Below are 18,025 nucleotides of genomic sequence, written 5' to 3' on the forward strand. Positions count from 1 at the left end.
GCACCGGGCTCGACACGCCGTTCACGTTCGGGGCGATACACCAGCGACTGCTGCGACACACCGCGGATGTCCGCGGAGATGAGCGTTGCGATATTTATCCTTCGGACATGGAAACGCAGTCCGGTGCACGCACACCCCTCGTCGACCCGTTCGGTCGCGAGGTCGAGGAGTGGCTCCGGGACGCCCCGGCGACGCGCGCTCCGTACTTGGCGGACCTCGTGGTCCCGCCGGTCACCGGCCCCGTGCAGCGACCGGACGCAGCGTCGGACGCCGCAGCGTCGGACGCCGCAGTCGAGAGCGCCACGGCAGTCGCCGAGCCCTCCGTCGCCGAGCCGAGCGTCGTCGCCGCCGTCACCGCGCCCACCTCCACTCCGTCCGACGAGTCAGCGTTCCGTCGACCCCGCGACCGCGCCCGGCACGCCGCCGTCTGCGCGCCCTCGTTCCCGGAACCGCCGGAGCGCATCGCCCTCCGTCTCGAGGACCTCGCCGTCGAGGTCTCAGCATCCACCGGCCGCACCACCATCGAGCGCATCGTGCTGCTCGAGGACGAGGTGCGTCGCCGCGACGAGGACCTCGCACGCCTCGCCGCGTGGGAGGCCACCGTCGCCGGCATCAGCGACCCCGAGCTCGAGGCCGCCCGCGGTTTCGCCCACACCGTCTTCGCCGACCTGCTCGCCGACGCCGCCCTCGAGGCCGATCGACGCGAGCGGGCCGCTGCTCGCCGTGCCGCCACCGGGAGCGTCGCCGTCGTCCTCCCGCCCGCTGCCGACTCGATCGTCCGCCCCGCTGCCACCCCCGTCGTCCAGCCCACGCCTGCCGCACCGGTCCTCGTGGAGCCCACCGTGGTCGAGGTGACCGACCTCGTCGACGCGAGCGACGCGCCCGGAACGGCGACCACGCCGGAGCGTGACGTGCCCGTCCGTCCGGTGCTGTCCCTCCCGGTCGTCTCACCGGTGTCCGCGAACACGCGACCCACCCCGCTCATCCAGCCCGCCACCGGACCGACGGTCATCGACCGTGCCGCGTTCGCCGCGGCGCTCACCGCGCACGACGGTGCCACCGCGAGCACCCCCGTGGTCCTGCCCGAGGCCGTGTCGGTCCCCGCGGCTGCGAGCACGTCGGACCGGACGGACGACGGCACCGTCGCTACCGAGCCGGTCGAGCCCGCCGAGCAGCCCACTGCCGGCTGGTGGTCGCGGTTCATCGCCCGCATGCTGCAGGCGTTCGGTCGTCGCTGATCGCTCTCCACAGGCTCGTGTCCGGCGCGGTTCCGTCCACAGGGGCCGCTCGGGCCGCAGTGGTCTCGGTAGACTGACGGGATGCCGACGCTCCGCGAAATCCAGGCCGTGATCGAAGACCTGTGGCCCGCTGCCGGGGCCGAGTCGTGGGACGCCGTCGGGCTCGTCGCCGGCGATCCCGACCAGGCCGTCGAGCACATGCACCTCGCCGTCGACGCCGTCCCCTCGACCGCCCGCGAAGCCGTCGACCTCGGCGCGGACCTGCTCCTGACGCACCACCCGCTGCTCCTCCGCGGCGTCACGACCATCGCCGAGTCGACGTACAAGGGCAGCGTGCTCACCACGCTCGTCCGCGGCGGGACCGCGCTCGTCGCGGCGCACACCAACGCCGACGTCGTGACGACCGGCACCTCGGCAGTGCTCGCCGACCGGCTCGGCCTCACCGACCAGCAGCCGATCGAGCCCGGCGCCGACCCGTCGACCGGCATCGGGCGGGTCGGCACCCTCGCCGAGCCGACGACCCTCGGCGCCCTCGCCCGCGCACTCGTCGACCTGCTGCCGGGCACCGCCACAGGTGTCCGCGTGTCGGGCGACTTCGACCAGCCGATCCGGACCGTCGCGCTCTGCGCCGGCGCCGGCGACGCGTACCTCCGGCACCCGGCCGTCCTGAGCGCCGACGTCTACGTCACGAGCGACCTCCGCCACCACCCGGCGTCGGAGTTCCGCGAGCAGGCGCTCCTCGGCGGCGGCCCGGCCCTCATCGACACGTCGCACTGGGCGACCGAGTGGCTCTGGCTCGACGTCGCCGCCGAGCAGTTGCGCCGGACGACCGGGGTGCGCGTGACCGTCAGCGACCTCCGGACCGACCCGTGGGACTTCGCCGTCCTGCCGGCAGCCGAACCCCATTCCGCCGCACCCCGCTCGGCAGAACCCGACGCCGAACCCCACGCGGCCGAACCCGACGCCGCCGAATCCGATCCCGACGCCGCGTCCGACGACGCCGTCCCCACCACCACTGAAGGAGCCTGACCATGAAGGCAGCACCCGAGGACCAGGTCATCCTCCTCGACGTCCAGCGACTCGACAACGACGTCACCCGGATTGCCCACCGGATCACGTCCCTGCAGAAGGGCGACCGGCTCACCGAGCTGAGCACGAAGGCCGCCGGACTGCGCGCCTCGCTCGCGGCGGCGACCGGCAACGTCGAGGACGCCGAGCGCGAGCTCGCACGGCTCGAATCCGACACCTCGACCGCACAGGCACGCGTCGAGCGGGACACCACGATGCTCCAGCACGTCTCGAGCGCCAAGGACGCGGCGGGCCTCCAGAGCGAGCTCGAGTCGCTGCAGCGCCGCATCGGGGACCTCGAGACCGGCGAGCTCGAGGTGATGGAGCAGCTCGACGTCTTCCGCGCACGGGTCGGCGACATCGAGGCCCAGCTCGCCGACGTCGAAGCCGCCCGCTCCGGGCTAGTCGCCGAGCGGGACGCCGAGATCGCACGCCTCGAGGCCGACCGCGAGTCGGCGGTGCAGAGCCGAGCGAGCGTCGCGGCGAAGGTGCCCGCGGACCTCCTCGACCTCTACGACCGGCAGCGTGCCCGGTACGGCTTCGGGGCGTCGCTCCTGCAGGGCGGGGTGTCCACCGCGTCCGGTGTGACCCTCACCAACTCGGACCTGCAGACCATCCGGCGCGCAGCGCCGGACGACGTCGTGCTCTGCCCCGACAGCGACGCGATCCTGGTGCGCACGGCGGAGTCCGGGCTCTAGACGCACCACCACACGGCCTGGAGGCGCGGTGCCAGCTGGCACCGCGCCTCCAGGCCGTCTGTGGTCGCGCCTGCGCGCGGGGCGCGACCCGGCGGCGCGACTCGGCGGCGCGACGCTCTGACGCAACCCGGCGGAGCGACCCTCTGGTGCGAGGTTCCGTGTCCGGTGCGAGGTGCGTGCCGCCGCACCGAGTACGGAACCTCGCACGGGAACGCGGCGACGCGGGTGCCGGACGCGCGGCGCCGCGTCGGGCGTGTGTGCGAATGGGCCGGCCGTACGCCGGGTTCTGTCCCGCCACTTGCGCGGCGGTGACGGCCATCTCTCTCGGACCGACGTTGCCGTCGGCCTCCAGCGGTCTACCCGAGGACTCGGCGAGCAGCCTCGACGTCCTCTGTCTGACCTTGCTCCGGGCGAGGTTTACCGAGCGGATCCGGTCACCCGGACCCCTGGTGGTCTCTTACACCACCGTTTCACCCTTACCGACGTTGCCGCCGGCGGTCTGCTTTCTGTGGCACTGTCTCGCGGATTGCTCCGGGTGGGTGTTACCCACCGCCCTGCTCTGTGGAGCCCGGACGTTCCTCGGCACTCCCGGGGGAGTGACGCGACCGTCTCACCGACCCATTCGCGTCCCCGAGTCTAGCGGTGTGCGCGGCGGGCGGGTCGTGCGCGTCGTGCGCGGCGGGCGGGTCGTGCGCGTCGTCGATGGGTCCAGGACGCCGCCGAGATCGCACTTGCGCGGTCGAGCGTGCCGGCGGAACGCGCCGAAGTGCGATCTCGGCGGAAACCGGGCCGGGCCGGGCCGGGCCGGTCGGCGCCGGCGACCTGCGTCAGGCGCTGCGCGCGGCCAAGACCGCGGCGCCGATGATGCCCGCGTTGTTGCGGAGCGTCGCCGGAATGATGCCCGCCTGGAGGTCGAGCAGGGGAAGGAACTCCTCGTACTGCTTCGACACGCCGCCGCCGACGACGAAGAGCTCGGGGGAGAGCAGCGCCTCGAGCGTGGAGTAGTACTTCTGCAGCCGCTTCGCCCAGTGCTTCCACGACAGGTCGTCACGCTCCTTCGCGGCGAACGAGGCGCGGGACTCGGCGTCGTGGCCCTCGATCTCGAGGTGCCCGAGCTCGGAGTTGACGATGAGCACACCGTCGTTGATGAGCGCGGTGCCGATCCCGGTGCCCAGGGTGGTGACGATGACCAGCCCGTCCTTGCCCTTCGCCGCGCCGAACTGCTGCTCGGCGAACCCGGCGGCGTCGGCGTCGTTGACGAAGTGGATGGAGCGGCCGAGCTCCTTCTCGAACAGCGCCTCGGCCTCGAAGCCGATCCACTTCTTCGACACGTTCGCCGCGGACATGGTCTTGCCGTCACGGACGATGGCGGGGAAGCACACGCCGACGGGGACGTCCGCCGCGGGGGCGAGCTCCTCGAGGATGGACGCGGTCACGGCCACGATGTCCTGCGGCTTCCCGCCCTCCGGGGTGGCCTTCTTGATCCGGTCGGTCGTGAGTTCACCGGTGGTGACGTCGACGATCGCGCCCTTGATGCCCGTACCGCCGATGTCGACGCCGACTGCGAGGGAGGTCATGTGTGTGCCTTTCGGGGGTGGGATCAGGAGACGGTGAGGAGTTCCGCGCCGCGCTCGGTGACGACGAGGGTGTGTTCGAACTGCGCGGTCCAGGACTTGTCGCGGGTGGACACGGTCCAGTCGTCGGACCAGATGTCGGCCTCGATCCCACCGAGGGTCAGCATCGGCTCGATGGTGAACACCATCCCGGGCTCGATGACGTCGTCGAAGCGTGGCGCGTCGTAGTGCGGGATGATCAGCCCGGAGTGGAACGCGCGGCCGACGCCGTGCCCGGTGTAGTCGCGGACGACCCCGTAGCCGAAGCGCTTCGCGTACGCCTCGATGGCCCGGCCGATGACGTTCACCTGGCGGCCGGGGGCGACGGCGCGGATGCCGCGGCGCAGCGCTTCTTCGGTCCGCGTCACCAGGTCGGCGACCTCGGGGGACGCCTGGCCGACGATGAACGTGCGGTTCGTGTCCCCGTGCATCCCGTCCTTGTAGGCGGTGATGTCGATGTTGACGAGGTCGCCCGCCTGCAGGACGGTGTCGTCGGGGATGCCGTGGCAGATGACCTCGTTGAGGCTGGAGCAGAGCGACTTGGGGTAGCCGCGGTAGCCGAGCGTCGAGGGGTAGGCGCCGTGCGAGACGATGAACTCGTGGCCGATGCGGTCGAGCTCGTCGGTGGTGACGCCCGGCCGGATGGCCTCGCCGACGGCGTCGATGGCCTGCGAGGCGATGCGGCCCGACGTCCGGATCCGCTCGACCTCGTCCGGGGTGTACGTGTCGCCGTGGCCGAGTTCGTCCGGCTCGGCCCGACCGACGTACTCCGGACGCTCGATGTCCTTCGGGACGGTGCGCTGCGGGGAGATGCGGCCGGCGGTCAGGTGTCCGTGTTCGTCCCGGGGCATGCGGACCACTCTAGTCAGGAGAGCAGGCACGAGCGGACGCGGCGGTGGCCACCCCGCCGCACGCCACCGGACCCCGTCCGCCCCCACGGGTACGTTTGGCGGCATGAGCGACGAACGCATCGAGTCCCAGTGGTGGTTCAACGAGAAGACCCAGGCCGTCGAGCAGGGCCCGCAGTCCCCGCAGCGCGACCGCATCGGCCCGTTCGACACCCGCGAGGACGCGCAACACGCCCTGGACCGGATCAAGGCGAACAACGAGCGTTGGGACGGCGAGGACCAATAGGCTGTACGGACGGCCGTCGACCGGCCGGAAGCACACGGAAAGGGCGTGCATGGACAAGCAGACGGACTTCGTGCTCCGCACCATCGAGGAGCGGGGCATCAAGTTCATCCGACTCTGGTTCACGGACGTCATCGGGACACTGAAGTCGGTGGCGATCGCCCCGGCCGAGGTCGAGGGTGCCTTCGCCGAGGGCATCGGGTTCGACGGCTCCGCGATCGAGGGACTCACCCGCTCGTACGAGGCGGACGTCCTGGCGCACCCGGACCCCTCGACGTTCCAGATCCTGCCGTGGCGTGGGGAGATCGACCCCACCGCGCGGATGTTCTGCGACATCACGACCCCGGACGGCCAGCCCGCCGTCGCCGACCCGCGGAACGTGCTGAAGCGCACGCTGGCCCGGGCGAGCGAGCGCGGCTTCACGTTCTACACGCACCCCGAGATCGAGTTCTACCTGCTGAAGAGCCGTGACTGGAAGGACGGCGGCCCGCAGCCCGTCGACCGTGCCGGCTACTTCGACAACGTCCCCGGCGGCAGCGCGCACGACTTCCGTCGCCGGTCGGTCCGCATGCTCGAGGACCTCGGCATCTCGGTGGAGTTCAGCCACCACGAGGCAGGTCCCGGCCAGAACGAGATCGACCTCCGCTACGCCGACGCGCTGACGATGGCGGACAACATCATGACCTTCCGCACGGTCGTGAAGGAAGTCGCGATCGAGCAGGGCGTCTACGCGACGTTCATGCCGAAGCCGATCTCCGGCCAGCCGGGCTCCGGCATGCACACGCACGTGTCGCTGTTCGAGGGCGACCAGAACGCCTTCTACGAGGCCGGCGGCCAGTACCAGCTCTCCGACACCGCGAAGCACTTCATCGCGGGCGTCCTCAAGCACGCTCCGGAGATCACGGCGGTCACGAACCAGTTCGTGAACTCGTACAAGCGTCTCTGGGGTGGCGACGAGGCCCCGTCCTTCGTGACGTGGGGCCACAACAACCGCTCGGCACTCGTCCGCGTGCCGCTGTACAAGCCGAACAAGGGCCAGTCCTCGCGCATCGAGTACCGCGGCATCGACTCGGCGGCGAACCCGTACCTGGCGTACTCGTTGCTCCTCGCCGCTGGGCTGAAGGGCATCGAGGAGGGCTACGAGCTCCCGCCCGAGGCCGAGGACAACGTCTGGAGCCTCACGGACGCCGAACGTCGCGCCCTGGGGTACAGCCAGCTGCCGGCGAGCCTCGACCACGCCCTGAGCCTGATGGAGGACTCGGAGCTCGTGGCGGAGACGCTCGGCGAACAGGTCTTCAACTTCGTGCTGCTCAACAAGCGCCAGGAGTGGAAGCGGTACCGCGACCAGGTCACGCCGTTCGAGCTCGACACGAACCTCGGCGCCCTGTAGGTCCCACGGCGAGCACCACGGCATGACGAGCAGGACGACGACGTCGCGTTCCGAGTTGGCCCGGTTGGGCTTCGCGGAGCTGTCGGAGAGCCTGCAACGGATCGCCGACCTGGAGGCGCGGTTCGGCCCCGACCTGCGGGTGCCGGTCAGCGATCTCCCGGCCTTGTGGGAGTCCACGGCCGATCCCGACGGCGCACTCCGCGCGCTCGAGCGGCTGCTCGAGCGCGCGCCGGACGAGCTCCGTCCGGTGCTCGCGGACGGCGCCGCCACCGAGCGTCTGGTGCGCCTGCTCGGCGCGTCCGTCGGGTTGGGCGAGTTCCTGCACCGACGGCCGGCCGAGATCGCGCTGCTCCTCGAACCGGTCACCGAGCCGTGGTCGCAGGACCGGTACACCGAGTCCCTGCTCGCCGCGATCGACGGCGCCACGGGCGAGGACGCGCGGCTCCGACTGCGGGTCCGGTACCGGCGACACCTCGCGCAGATCGCCCTGTTCGACGTGCTCGGCGTCTCGCCGACCGAGGCCTTCCCGGCCGTCGCCGCCGGCCTCGCCGATCTCGCCGGGGCGGCGCTCGAGGCGGCCGTCGACGTCGCCCGACGCGAGGTCCCCTTCCCGGCGGCCGACGTCGCCGCGACACCGCTCGCCGTCATCGCGATGGGCAAGGCGGGCGCGCGGGAGCTCAACTACGTCAGCGACGTCGACGTCATCTTCGTGACCGAACCGACGGCGGACGTCGGCACCGACCGTGCCGTGCTCATCTCGACCCGTCTGGCGATCGCGGCGACGCACGCCATCACCGACCTCGCCGCCGAACCCGCGCTGTGGGAGGTCGACGCGGCCCTCCGACCGGAGGGCAAGGACGGTGCGCTCGTCCGGACGCTCGACTCGCACGTCGCGTACTACGAGCGCTGGGCGAAGGCGTGGGAGTTCCAGGCCCTCCTCAAGGCCCGTCCGATCGCGGGCTCGGCCGACCTGGGGGAGCGCTACGCGGCCGCGGTCGCTCCGTTCGTCTGGAACTCGGCGACGCGTCCGGGGTTCGTCGAGTCCGTGCAGCGGATGCGCGAGCGGGTGACCGAGCACATCCCCGACGGCGAGGTCGACCGGCAGCTGAAGCTCGGCCCCGGTGGTCTGCGGGACGTCGAGTTCACCGTCCAGCTGCTCCAGCTCGTGCACGGCCGCGACGACGAGTCGGTGCGGGTGCGGTCGACGCTCGAGGCGATGGACGCCCTGACGGACGCCGGGTACGTCGGCCGACCCGAGGCCGCACGCTTCGGCCCCGACTACGCGCTCCTCCGGGTGTTGGAGCACCGTATCCAGCTCCGCCGGCTGCAGCGCACGCACCGCATGCCCTCCGACGAGGAAGAGCTGCGGGTGCTCGCGCGCTCGAGCGGTCTCGCGAAGTCGGCGGCGGCCCTGGAGACCCGCTGGCGCGCCGTGAAGCTCGAGGTCCGGGGCCTGCACGAGCGCCTCTTCTACCGGCCGCTGCTGTCCGCGGTGGCCGCGAGCGACGGCGAGATCGTCCTCACCAGCGACCAGGCCGTCGACCGCCTCGGGGCCATCGGCTTCGCGGACCCGGCCGGCGCGCTGAGCCACATCCGCGCGCTGACCCAGGGCACGAGTCGTCGTGCGGCGATCCAGCGGAACCTGCTGCCGGTGCTGCTGCGCTGGATGGCCGAGGGACCCGCACCGGACCGCGCACTCCTCGCCTTCCGCCGGCTGAGCGACACCCTGGGGGAGTCGAGCTGGTTCCTCCGGATGCTCCGCGACTCGTCGGGGGCGGCGCACTCGCTCACCACGGTGCTGTCCGAGTCGGCGTTCCTGTCCGGGCTGCTCGAGCGCTTCCCCGAGGCAGTGGCGTGGCTCGACGAGCCCGAGACCCTGCTCCGCCCACGCCCGATCGAGTCCCTGCTCGCCGAGGTCACGGCCGTCACCGGTCGGCACGGGGACGACGTCGCCGGGGCGGCTGCGCTCGTCCGGTCCGCCCGGCGCCGTGAGACGCTCCGGCTCGGCATGGCCGCGGTCCTCGGGAACCTCGACGTCGACGCGCTGGGCCCGGCGCTGAGCGACGTCACCGAGGCGACGCTCACCGGCGTGCTGGCCCTCGCACGACGGGACGCCCCGGCCGGCCTGGAGTTCGGCGTCATCGCGATGGGACGTTACGGCGGGCGCGAGCTCGGTTTCGGTTCCGACGCCGACGTCCTCTACGTCTACCGCGCCGGGGGCGACATCCCCTCCGAGGACGCCTCGCGAGCGGCACAGACCATCGTGCGCGAACTGACCCGGTTGACCGACGACACGATCCACCCGCTCGACCTCGACATCGACCTCCGGCCCGAGGGGAAGAACGGCCCGGTGGTCCGCACCCTCGACTCGTACGGGGCGTACTACGCGCGCTGGTCGCTGACGTGGGAGGCCCAGGCGCTCCTCCGGGCCCGTGGCGCCGTGGGGGACCAGCAGCTCCTCCGTGACTTCGAGCACCTCGCCGACCGCACCAGGTACCCGGAGCAGATCGACGACCTGCAGGTGCGCGAGGTCCGACGGATCAAGGCCCGGGTCGAGTCGGAGCGGCTGCCCCGCGGGGCCGATCCGGCGCGGCACCTCAAGCTCGGCCGCGGGTCCCTCAGTGACGTGGAGTGGTTCGTGCAGCTCCTGCAGCTCCAGCACGCGCTGACGATCCCGGGGCTCCGGACGACCTCGACGCTCGAGGCGCTCGACGCGGCGACGGAGGCCGGCCTCGTCGGCGCCGAGGACGCCGAGCGGCTCGGGGCGGCGTGGCGGTTCGCCTCCCGGACGCGGAGCGCGCTCGTGCTGTGGTCGGGCAAGACCACCGACGTGCTCCCGGTGGACCGCGTCCAGCTGGAAGGGATCGCACGGTTGATGGAGTACCCGCCGGGGTCCGCGTCGGAGCTCGAGGACGACTACCTCGGCGTCACGCGCCGCGCCCGCCAAGTGTTCGAGCGCGAGTTCTACGGCGCCTGACCGGCGCCGCAGCAGGGCGGACCTGCGCCCGACCGGCGCGCCGACTGGCCCCCGATCGGTGCCGCCGCCAGCCCCGCGACACGCCCGGGACGACGTGTCTCGCGCGTCGTGGACACGTCCCCGCGGGTGAATTCCCCGTGACGGATCCCGTCCCCCGTTCCGAAACCGGTGTACCCCGACAAGTGTCGCGAACACGGTCGTTACCGGAGCGTGACCGACCGCGTCCGCCCTACCGGACCGAGCGCCCCTGCGGACCCGCGCCACGCCCGACGGCAGCGCCCTGAACAGGGCTTTCGAGTCGAGCCGAGCCGCGCCTCCAGGCCTTCCCGAACCCTCCACGTGCGCGACGGAGCGGTCCATCCGGTCCACCGGAGTGCTGTCAGCAGCAGTGCGGACAAGCAGGCCGCCCCGAGAGGGGGACCGCGATGTACCCCGTAACGTGCCCGTAACGCCCCCGCACGGGGGCCATGTTGCGCGGGGCATCACGTTTCTGTCTCAATGGCCTCACCCGAACGCCCCTGGTTCCCCGATGAAGCGGAATCTCCACCTCGAACGTTGAAGCAGGGATCAGTGTTCACCTTCATTCTGCAGATCAGGCAGATGGTCGACGGGCACCCCGAGTTCTACCTCTTCGCCGTGTACTCCGCGGTCATCTGGTTGCTCTGGTTGCTCAAGGTCGTCCTGTCCGCCCGCTACCGCCCCTACACCGGCACCTACACCGGGACCACGAGCGTCGTCGTCCCCGTCGTGGACGAACCGATCGACCTCTTCCGCGACGTGATCGGCCGCATGGTCGAGCAGGGTCCCGGCGAGATCATCGTCGTCATCAACGGCGCGAAGAACGCCGCGCTCGAGAAGGTCTGTGACGAGTTCGCCCCCCTCGTCCGCTGGACCCACACGCCCATCCCGGGCAAGCGCAACGCCGTCAAGGTCGGCACCGAGATGTCCAACGGGGACATCACCGTGCTCGTCGACTCCGACACGGTGTGGACGCCCGGCGCGCTCGAGGAGCTCCTCAAGCCGTTCGCCGACGCCTCCGTCGGTGGTGTCACCACCCGTCAGCGCATCCTCGAGCCCGAGCGCAGCTGGATCACCCGCTGGGCGGACTGGCTGGAGAACTCCCGCGCGCTCTACTCGATGCCCGCGCAGAGCGTCCTCGGTCAGATCGGCTGCCTGCCCGGGCGCACGATCGCCTTCCGCCGCGACATCCTCGTGCGGGTCATGGACCGCTTCATGCACGAGAAGTTCATGGGCGTGTTCCTCGAGGTGTCCGACGACCGGACGCTCACGAACCTCACGCTCAAGGAGGGGTACCGCACCGTCTACCAGTACACGTCGCTGGTCTACACGGACGCTCCGCTCCAGGTGAAGAAGCTCTTCAAGCAGCAGCTCCGCTGGGCCCGTGGATCGCAGTACAACACGCTCCGCATGCTCCCGTGGATGATCGGCCACGCGCCGATCCTGGCGCTGTTCTTCCTCACCGACATCATCCTGCCGTTCATGCTCTTCGGCGTGATCGCGGGATGGATCTACCGCGGCCTCACCGGGCAGGGCGAGAACCTCTACGAGGGGATCCTGCAGCAGTACGGCTTCTCGACCGGCTTCATCTACGTGGCCGCGCTCATGGTGGTCTCGTCGGTGCTCAGCATGGCGATCCGTCAGATGCGTCACCTCGCCGAGAAGCCGAGCGACTTCTTCCGGTTGCCGATGTTCATCATCGTGTCGACGTTCTTCCTCATGCCGATCCGTCTCCTCGGCTTCTTCCGCCTGGCGCACGCGTCCGGCTGGGGGACCCGTGCCGGTGCCTACGCCGGCGGGCCGATGGAGGAGGACCCGTCCGACGCCGTCCAGCCGGCGGCCTTCGGCACCCGGACGCCGGTGAGCCCCATCGACGCAGCGCCGACGGGCCCCATCGACGCAGCGCCGACGGGTCACGTCGGCACGGCTCCGGTCGGTGCGTCCGGTGACCAGCGCTCCGTCGACCGCGCGTTCGACGAGCTCTTCGGCCCGGACGCCACCACCAACTCCACCGCCACGGTGCTCGCGACCCGCCGGTCCGCGGCGCAGGCAGCGCCGGTCACCGCCGCGTCGGCGGGCCCGCAGCAGTCGTCCGCCCCCGCCCGCGTCCGCCGGTACAACCCGTACGCAGCGATCCCGTACTGCATCGGCATCGCGATCTTCGTCCTGGAGGCCTTCCTCATTGTCTGACCTCATCCGCTCCTCAGGTGCCTGGTGGGCCCAGTCCAGCCGGCACGCCCGACTCACCGCGATCGGCACCACCGCGATCGTGCTCGTCCTCGGGCTCATCACCTGGAACGTCTGGGTCTCCCCGTCGGGGTCCGTGTCGACCGCGGTCCACCAGGCCCTCGGCGTCACCCCGCCGAAGAAGAAGATCTCGGCCGCCGAGCTCCAGGCGAAGCTCACGGCCGCCCAGAAGGAGATCTGGTCGCTCGAGGGCAAGCTCGACTCCTCGTCCGCCCAGGCCGGGTCGCGTGGCGACCAGATCACGCAGCTCAAGGCGCAGATCGCGTCGCTCCAGTCCCAGCTCGGTGCAGCATCGGGCGGGTCGGGAGGCGCGGCCTCCTCCGACGGATCGGGTTCCGGTGTGAACGCGGCCGGCTCCAAGGGCTCCGGTTCCGGCAACGGGTCCGGCTCGGGCAACGGTTCGGGCAACGGGTCCGGCAACGGCTCGGGCTCGGGATCGGGGTCCGGCAACGGCGGCTCCGGCGGCTCGGTGACGAACCCGAACACGGGCCCGTCGAAGGACCCCGTCGGCACCGACCCGATCAGCACCCCGACGAAGGCGCAGATCCTCGCGCAGCAGTCCCGCTGGTACGGGCTCTACACGGCGCAGTCGCCCTTCAACTGGTCCGAGTACGACCAGGTCTCCCAGGAGGTCGGCAAGGCCACGAACATGGTCGGCTTCTTCCAGGGCTTCGACCAGGACTTCAACCAGAACGCCGTCCAGCGCTCGTGGGCGAACGGCCGACTGCCGATGATGACGTGGGAGTCCGTCCCCGCGCAGACCGGGAACGACCAGCCGTACGTCGAGGGCTACACGAACCAGGACGTCATCTCCGGCAAGTTCGACGCATACCTCACGAAGTACGCCCAGGCGCTCAAGGCGAACGGGATGCCGCTCGTCATCCGCTTCGACCACGAGATGAACGGCCAGTGGTACAACTGGTCCGAAGCCTCGAAGCAGGAGAACGCCGCGGGCTCCTACACGGCGATGTGGAAGCACGTCTGGCAGGTCTTCCAGGACAACGGCGCGAACCAGTACGCCATCTGGGACTGGTCGCCGTCGCGCATCGACAAGCTCGGCAACACGAAGTACCAGACGCTCGACTACATGCAGAACTACTACCCGGGCTCGCAGTACGTGGACTGGGTCGGCATGAGCGGCTACTACCGTGACGCCACCGAGGCGCCGACGTTCGAGAACACCTTCGGCGCGACGCTCGCGCAGATCCGGCAGGTCGCACCCGGCAAGGGCATCGTCCTCAACGAGATCGGGGCCACCGAGACCGGGGGCAGCGTCTCGAACCCGCAGAAGTCGCAGTGGATCAACTCGCTGTTCGACGCCCTCGCGGACCCCGCCAACTCGGACATCATCGGCTTCGCGTACTTCAGCGAGACCGCGACCACGATCGTCGACGGCACACGCACCACCAACGACTGGCGCCTCGATTCCCGCGCGGACAGCCTCCAGGCGTTCGTCGACGGCATGCAGCGCACCGACATCGACTACGACCTGCAGGAGGTCAAGCAATGACCGCTCAGAAGAAGACCGCGGACACCCGTCCCGCTCCCGTCATCAGCGTCATCGGCACCGGCTACCTCGGCGCCACCCACGCGGCCGCCATGGCCGAGATGGGCTTCGAGACCATCGGCGTGGACGTCGACCCGGCGAAGCTCGCCGCGCTGTCCGCCGGCGAGGTCCCGTTCTACGAGCCCGGGCTGCCCGAGCTCATCACGAAGCACGTGGCGAGCGGCAAGCTCCGCTTCACCGCGGACATCGCCGAGGCCGTCGCCGCCGCCGACGTCCACTTCGTCTGCGTCGGCACCCCGCAGCGCGCCGGGTCGCACGCCGCGAACCTGACGTACGTCGAGAGCGCCACCCGCGGCGTCGCCGAGAACCTGACCCATCCGGGTCTCATCGTCGGCAAGTCGACCGTCCCGGTCGGCACCGCCGCACGGCTCCGCGGCATCGTCCGCGAGTTCACGCCGGCCGGGATCGACGCCGAGCTCATCTGGAACCCGGAGTTCCTCCGCGAGGGCAAGGCCGTCGACGACACGCTGCACCCGGACCGCCTGGTCTGGGGCGGAGCGTCCGCTGCCGCCGATGCCGTCATCCGCGAGGTCTACGCCGCACCGATCAGCGAGGGCACCCCGGTCATCACGACCGACCTCGCCACCGCTGAGCTCGTGAAGGTCAGCGCGAACGCGTTCCTCGCGACGAAGATCTCGTTCATCAACGCGATCTCCGAGATGTGCGCCATCACCGGTGCCGACGTGTCGACCCTGGCGGACGCCCTCGGGCACGACGCCCGCATCGGCCGGAAGTTCCTCAACGCCGGTCTCGGCTTCGGCGGCGGTTGCCTGCCGAAGGACATCCGGGCGCTCATGCACCGTGCGAACGAGCTCGGCGCCGGCCGCGTCGTCGGACTCATGCAGCAGGTCGACGAGATCAACATGGGGCAGCGCGAACGCGTCATCGACATGACGATCGACGCGCTCGACGGCTCCGTGCTGAACCGCCGTGTGGCCGTGGTCGGGGCGGCGTTCAAGCCCCTCACCGACGACGTCCGCGACTCCCCGGCGCTCAACGTCGCCGCCGCGCTGCACCTCCGCGGCGCCCAGGTCACCCTCTGGGACCCGGAGGCGATGGAGACCGCCCGCCGCTCCTTCCCGACGCTCACCTACGCGTCGTCGATGGAGAACGCGATCGAGGGTGCCGACGTGGTGCTCGTCCTCACCGAGTGGGACGACATCGTCGAGGCCGACCCCACCGCGCTCGGCGAGCTCGTCGGCCGGCGCGTCGTGATCGACGCGCGCAACTGCCTCCCGGTGCAGAACTGGGTCAAGTCGGGTTGGAACGTCCGTTCCCTGGGACGGCCCACTCCGGTCACGGGTGCACCCGTGAGCGTCGCCGCGGGGACGAACGACGCGGTGGCCACCGCGCGGTAGTCGCCGTCCGCGATGCGGGGTCCGTGCCGGGGGCGGTGCGGACCCCGCTTTCTCGCGCCCGCCGCCCTGCCCTGCCTGCCGTGCCGTTCCGCGCGTAGGGTGCCGTTCCGCTCGTAGGGTGCCGTTTCGCTCGTCGGAAGCGGAATCGCGCATGGGGAGCAGGAAGTTCCTGCCTCCTACGCGCGATTCCGCCTTCCATTGCGGGTGCGATGGGCAGGAACGTGCGCGGTGACCGCCTGGAGGCGCGGCGCGTCCCCGTCGGACCGGCACCGCGCCTCCAGGCAGTCACGTGCACCGTGCCGTTCCGCGCGTAGGGTGCCGTTCCGCTCGTCGGAAGCGGAATCGCGCATGGGGAGCAGGAAGTTCCTGCCTCCCACGCGCGATTCTGCCTTCCATTGCGGGCGCGATGGGCAGGAACGTGCGCGGTGACCGCCTGGAGGCGCGGCGCGTCCCCGTCGGACCGGCACCGCGCCTCCAGGCAGTCACGTCCACTCCGTCGACCGCCGTTCGCAGGCCGGGTCGCGACCGCACACGCGGAAGGGCCCCGCACCGGAAACCGGTGCGGGGCCCTTCGAGGAGCGAGCGGACTCAGACCCCGAAGTACAGTTCGTACTCGAACGGGTGCGGGCGCTGGGCCAGCGGCAGAATCTCGTTCTCGCGCTTGTAGTCGATCCAGGTCTGGATGAGGTCCTCGGTGAAGACGTTGCCCTTCGTGAGGAACTCGTGGTCCGCCTCGAGCGCGTCGAGCGCCTCGTCGAGCGATCCCGGGACCTGGGGGATGCCCTTGGCCTCCTCCGGGGGGAGCTCGTAGAGGTCCTTGTCGACCGGCTCGTGCGGCTCGATGCGGTTCTGGATGCCGTCGAGGCCCGCCATCAGCTGCGCGGCGAACGCGAGGTACGGGTTCCCCGAGGCGTCCGGCGCGCGGAACTCGATGCGCTTGGCCTTGGGGTTGGTGCCCGTGATCGGGATGCGGATCGCGGCCGAACGGTTGCCGGCCGAGTAGACCAGGTTGACCGGGGCCTCGAAGCCCTTCACCAGGCGGTGGTACGAGTTGATCGACGGGTTCGTGAAGGCGAGCAGCGCCGACGCGTGCTTGAGGATCCCGCCGATGTACCAGCGGGCGAGGTCCGACAGGCCGCCGTAGCCGTTCTCGTCGTAGAAGAGCGGCTTGCCGTCCGACCAGAGCGACTGGTGGGTGTGCATGCCCGACCCGTTGTCACCGAAGAGCGGCTTCGGCATGAACGTGGCGACCTTGCCCCACTGGTCCGCCGTGTTCTTGACGATGTACTTGAACTTGAGGATGTCGTCCGCGGCGTGGACCATCGTGTCGAACTTGTAGTTGATCTCCTGCTGGCCGCCGGTGCCCACCTCGTGGTGCGAGCGCTCGAGCTCGAAGCCGGCCTCGATCAGCTTGAGGGTGATGTCATCGCGGAGGTCAGCCGTCTTGTCGACCGGCGACACGGGGAAGTAGCCGCCCTTGTACGGGGTCTTGTTGGCGAGGTTGCCGCCCTCTTCCTCGCGGCCGGTGTTCCAGGCGCCCTCTTCGGAGTCGACCGAGTAGAACGACTGGTTCTGGGTGACCGAGTAGCGGACGTCGTCGAAGATGTAGAACTCGGCCTCGGGGGCGAAGAACGCGGTGTCCGCGATGCCCGTCGATGCGAGGTACTTCTCCGCCTTCTTGGCGACCTGGCGCGGGTCGCGGCCGTAGATCTCGCCGTTCCGCGGGTTGTAGATGTCGAAGATCATGATCAGCGTGCGCTCGGCGCGGAACTGGTCGATGTACGCCGTCGTCACGTCAGGGATGAGCTGCATGTCCGACTCGTGGATCGACGCGAAACCGCGGATCGAGGAGCCGTCGAAGAGCTGACCGACCGAGAAGAAGTCCTCGTCGACCGTGGATGCCGGGATGTTGAAGTGCTGCTGCACACCGGGCAGGTCGGTGAATCGGATGTCGAGGAACTTGACGTCCGTGTCCTTGATGAAGGCCAGGACCTCGGAGGAATCGCTGAACATGTGTGTCGATCTCCTGGGGGTTGGGTGATGTGGAGGTGCCGCGGGGTGCACCCTCCGACGAGGCTATTGACACCGGGTTTCCCGGACGTGACTGCTTTGTTTCGTGCGTGTTACGTCGGGCCTGGCCGGTGCCGTCAGTGGTCTCGCGTGGAACGGTCGCCGGTGGCGTGTGGGACCGTCGCCGGTCTCGCGTGGAACGGTCGCCGGTGGCGTGTGGGACCGTCGCCGGTCTCGCCTACGCTTGGTGCATGGCCCGCAGCACCACTCCGTCCCCCGCGTCCTCCGCCCACCCGGACGGCTGGCCCGGCAAGGACCTCGGGCTCCCGGAGGAGGGACCGCGCAGCGTCGCACGGATCGGTCGCCGGATCGTCGCGCTGCTCATCGATGGGGCGCTGGCGGACCTCGTGGCCTACGTCACCGGGGTGTGGTCGCCCGTGAACGGTTCCGGGGACATCGCCCACTCGTGGATCCAGATCGCGATCTTCGCTGCGCTGCAGATCCTCTTCATCTGCCTGCTGTCCGGGTCGTTCGGGCACATCTGCGTCGGACTCCGTGTCGTGCCGATGCGGGGTGGCTACGTCGGCATCTGGCGCCCGGTGGTCCGCACGGTCCTGCTGTGCCTGATCGTTCCGGCCCTCATCATCGACCGGGACAGCCGCGGGGCGCACGACCGGATCGCCGGAACGGTGCTCGTCCGGCGCTGAGGC

Annotated in this window: 13 protein-coding genes and 1 other RNA gene; 10 read left to right on the forward strand and 4 right to left on the reverse strand. The window is 70.5% G+C overall.

Annotated features, from left to right (window positions below; genetic code table 11):
* The first annotated feature begins 107 nt into the window (after positions 1-107).
* From DEJ28_RS08265 to DEJ28_RS08275, 3 genes are all read left to right on the forward strand, one after another.
* On the forward strand, positions 108-1,238 hold the full coding sequence (locus DEJ28_RS08265; protein WP_111117330.1) for a hypothetical protein: 1,131 nt from the start codon (positions 108-110) through the stop codon (positions 1,236-1,238).
* An 81-nt stretch (positions 1,239-1,319) separates the two neighbouring features.
* A complete protein-coding gene (locus tag DEJ28_RS08270; RefSeq protein WP_111117329.1) occupies positions 1,320-2,267 on the forward strand; it encodes a Nif3-like dinuclear metal center hexameric protein in 948 nt (315 codons plus the stop codon).
* A gap of 2 nt (positions 2,268-2,269) precedes the next feature.
* Positions 2,270-3,004, forward strand: coding sequence for a zinc ribbon domain-containing protein (locus tag DEJ28_RS08275; RefSeq protein WP_111117328.1), 735 nt, complete (start codon positions 2,270-2,272; stop codon positions 3,002-3,004).
* A 260-nt stretch (positions 3,005-3,264) separates the two neighbouring features.
* On the opposite strand, the gene rnpB is transcribed toward DEJ28_RS08275, so the two are convergent.
* The 3 genes from rnpB to map all read right to left on the reverse strand — a co-directional run bounded on the left by rnpB (position 3,265) and on the right by map (position 5,468).
* Positions 3,265-3,625: RNase P RNA component class A (gene rnpB / locus DEJ28_RS08280), an RNA gene on the reverse strand.
* A 206-nt stretch (positions 3,626-3,831) separates the two neighbouring features.
* A complete protein-coding gene (gene ppgK, locus DEJ28_RS08285) occupies positions 3,832-4,581 on the reverse strand; it encodes a polyphosphate--glucose phosphotransferase (protein ID WP_111117327.1) in 750 nt (249 codons plus the stop codon).
* A gap of 23 nt (positions 4,582-4,604) precedes the next feature.
* Positions 4,605-5,468 (reverse strand): type I methionyl aminopeptidase, encoded by an 864-nt coding sequence (gene map / locus DEJ28_RS08290; RefSeq protein ID WP_111117326.1) that lies wholly within the window; start codon positions 5,466-5,468, stop codon positions 4,605-4,607.
* Between the two features lie 103 nt (positions 5,469-5,571).
* On the opposite strand from map, the gene DEJ28_RS08295 reads away from it, so the two are divergent.
* The 6 genes from DEJ28_RS08295 (at position 5,572) to DEJ28_RS08320 (ending at position 15,305) form a co-directional block, all read left to right on the forward strand.
* Positions 5,572-5,751, forward strand: a complete 180-nt coding sequence (locus tag DEJ28_RS08295) for an SPOR domain-containing protein (RefSeq protein ID WP_111117325.1) — start codon at positions 5,572-5,574, stop codon at positions 5,749-5,751.
* A gap of 49 nt (positions 5,752-5,800) precedes the next feature.
* The gene (gene glnA, locus DEJ28_RS08300; protein WP_111117324.1) at positions 5,801-7,138 is read left to right on the forward strand and encodes a type I glutamate--ammonia ligase; all 1,338 of its coding nucleotides are present in this window, start codon (positions 5,801-5,803) and stop codon (positions 7,136-7,138) included.
* Between the two features lie 22 nt (positions 7,139-7,160).
* Positions 7,161-10,115, forward strand: coding sequence for a bifunctional [glutamine synthetase] adenylyltransferase/[glutamine synthetase]-adenylyl-L-tyrosine phosphorylase (locus DEJ28_RS08305; protein ID WP_111117323.1), 2,955 nt, complete (start codon positions 7,161-7,163; stop codon positions 10,113-10,115).
* 570 nt (positions 10,116-10,685) lie between these two features.
* The gene (locus tag DEJ28_RS08310; protein ID WP_111117322.1) at positions 10,686-12,323 is read left to right on the forward strand and encodes a glycosyltransferase family 2 protein; all 1,638 of its coding nucleotides are present in this window, start codon (positions 10,686-10,688) and stop codon (positions 12,321-12,323) included.
* Positions 12,316-13,890: a glycoside hydrolase family 26 protein gene (locus DEJ28_RS08315; protein ID WP_111117321.1), complete on the forward strand. Its 1,575-nt coding sequence runs from the start codon at positions 12,316-12,318 to the stop codon at positions 13,888-13,890. The genes DEJ28_RS08310 and DEJ28_RS08315 overlap by 8 nt, the downstream gene beginning before the upstream one ends.
* Positions 13,887-15,305, forward strand: a complete 1,419-nt coding sequence (locus tag DEJ28_RS08320) for a UDP-glucose dehydrogenase family protein (protein WP_111117320.1) — start codon at positions 13,887-13,889, stop codon at positions 15,303-15,305. Before DEJ28_RS08315 ends, DEJ28_RS08320 begins: the two co-directional genes overlap by 4 nt.
* Before the next feature lie 588 nt (positions 15,306-15,893).
* Here the strand turns inward: DEJ28_RS08320 and glnA (DEJ28_RS08325) are convergent.
* Complete coding sequence (glnA, locus tag DEJ28_RS08325; RefSeq protein WP_071291904.1) at positions 15,894-17,318, reverse strand: type I glutamate--ammonia ligase; 1,425 nt, start codon at positions 17,316-17,318, stop codon at positions 15,894-15,896.
* Between the two features lie 248 nt (positions 17,319-17,566).
* On the opposite strand from glnA (DEJ28_RS08325), the gene DEJ28_RS08330 reads away from it, so the two are divergent.
* Positions 17,567-18,022 carry an RDD family protein gene (locus DEJ28_RS08330; protein ID WP_111117319.1) on the forward strand — a complete coding sequence of 152 codons (456 nt, stop codon included), beginning with the start codon at positions 17,567-17,569 and terminating at the stop codon, positions 18,020-18,022.
* The last annotated feature ends 3 nt before the right edge of the window (positions 18,023-18,025 follow it).

The sequence above is a fragment of the Curtobacterium sp. MCPF17_002 genome (genome assembly GCF_003234115.2).
In the GTDB taxonomy this organism is placed as follows: domain Bacteria; phylum Actinomycetota; class Actinomycetes; order Actinomycetales; family Microbacteriaceae; genus Curtobacterium.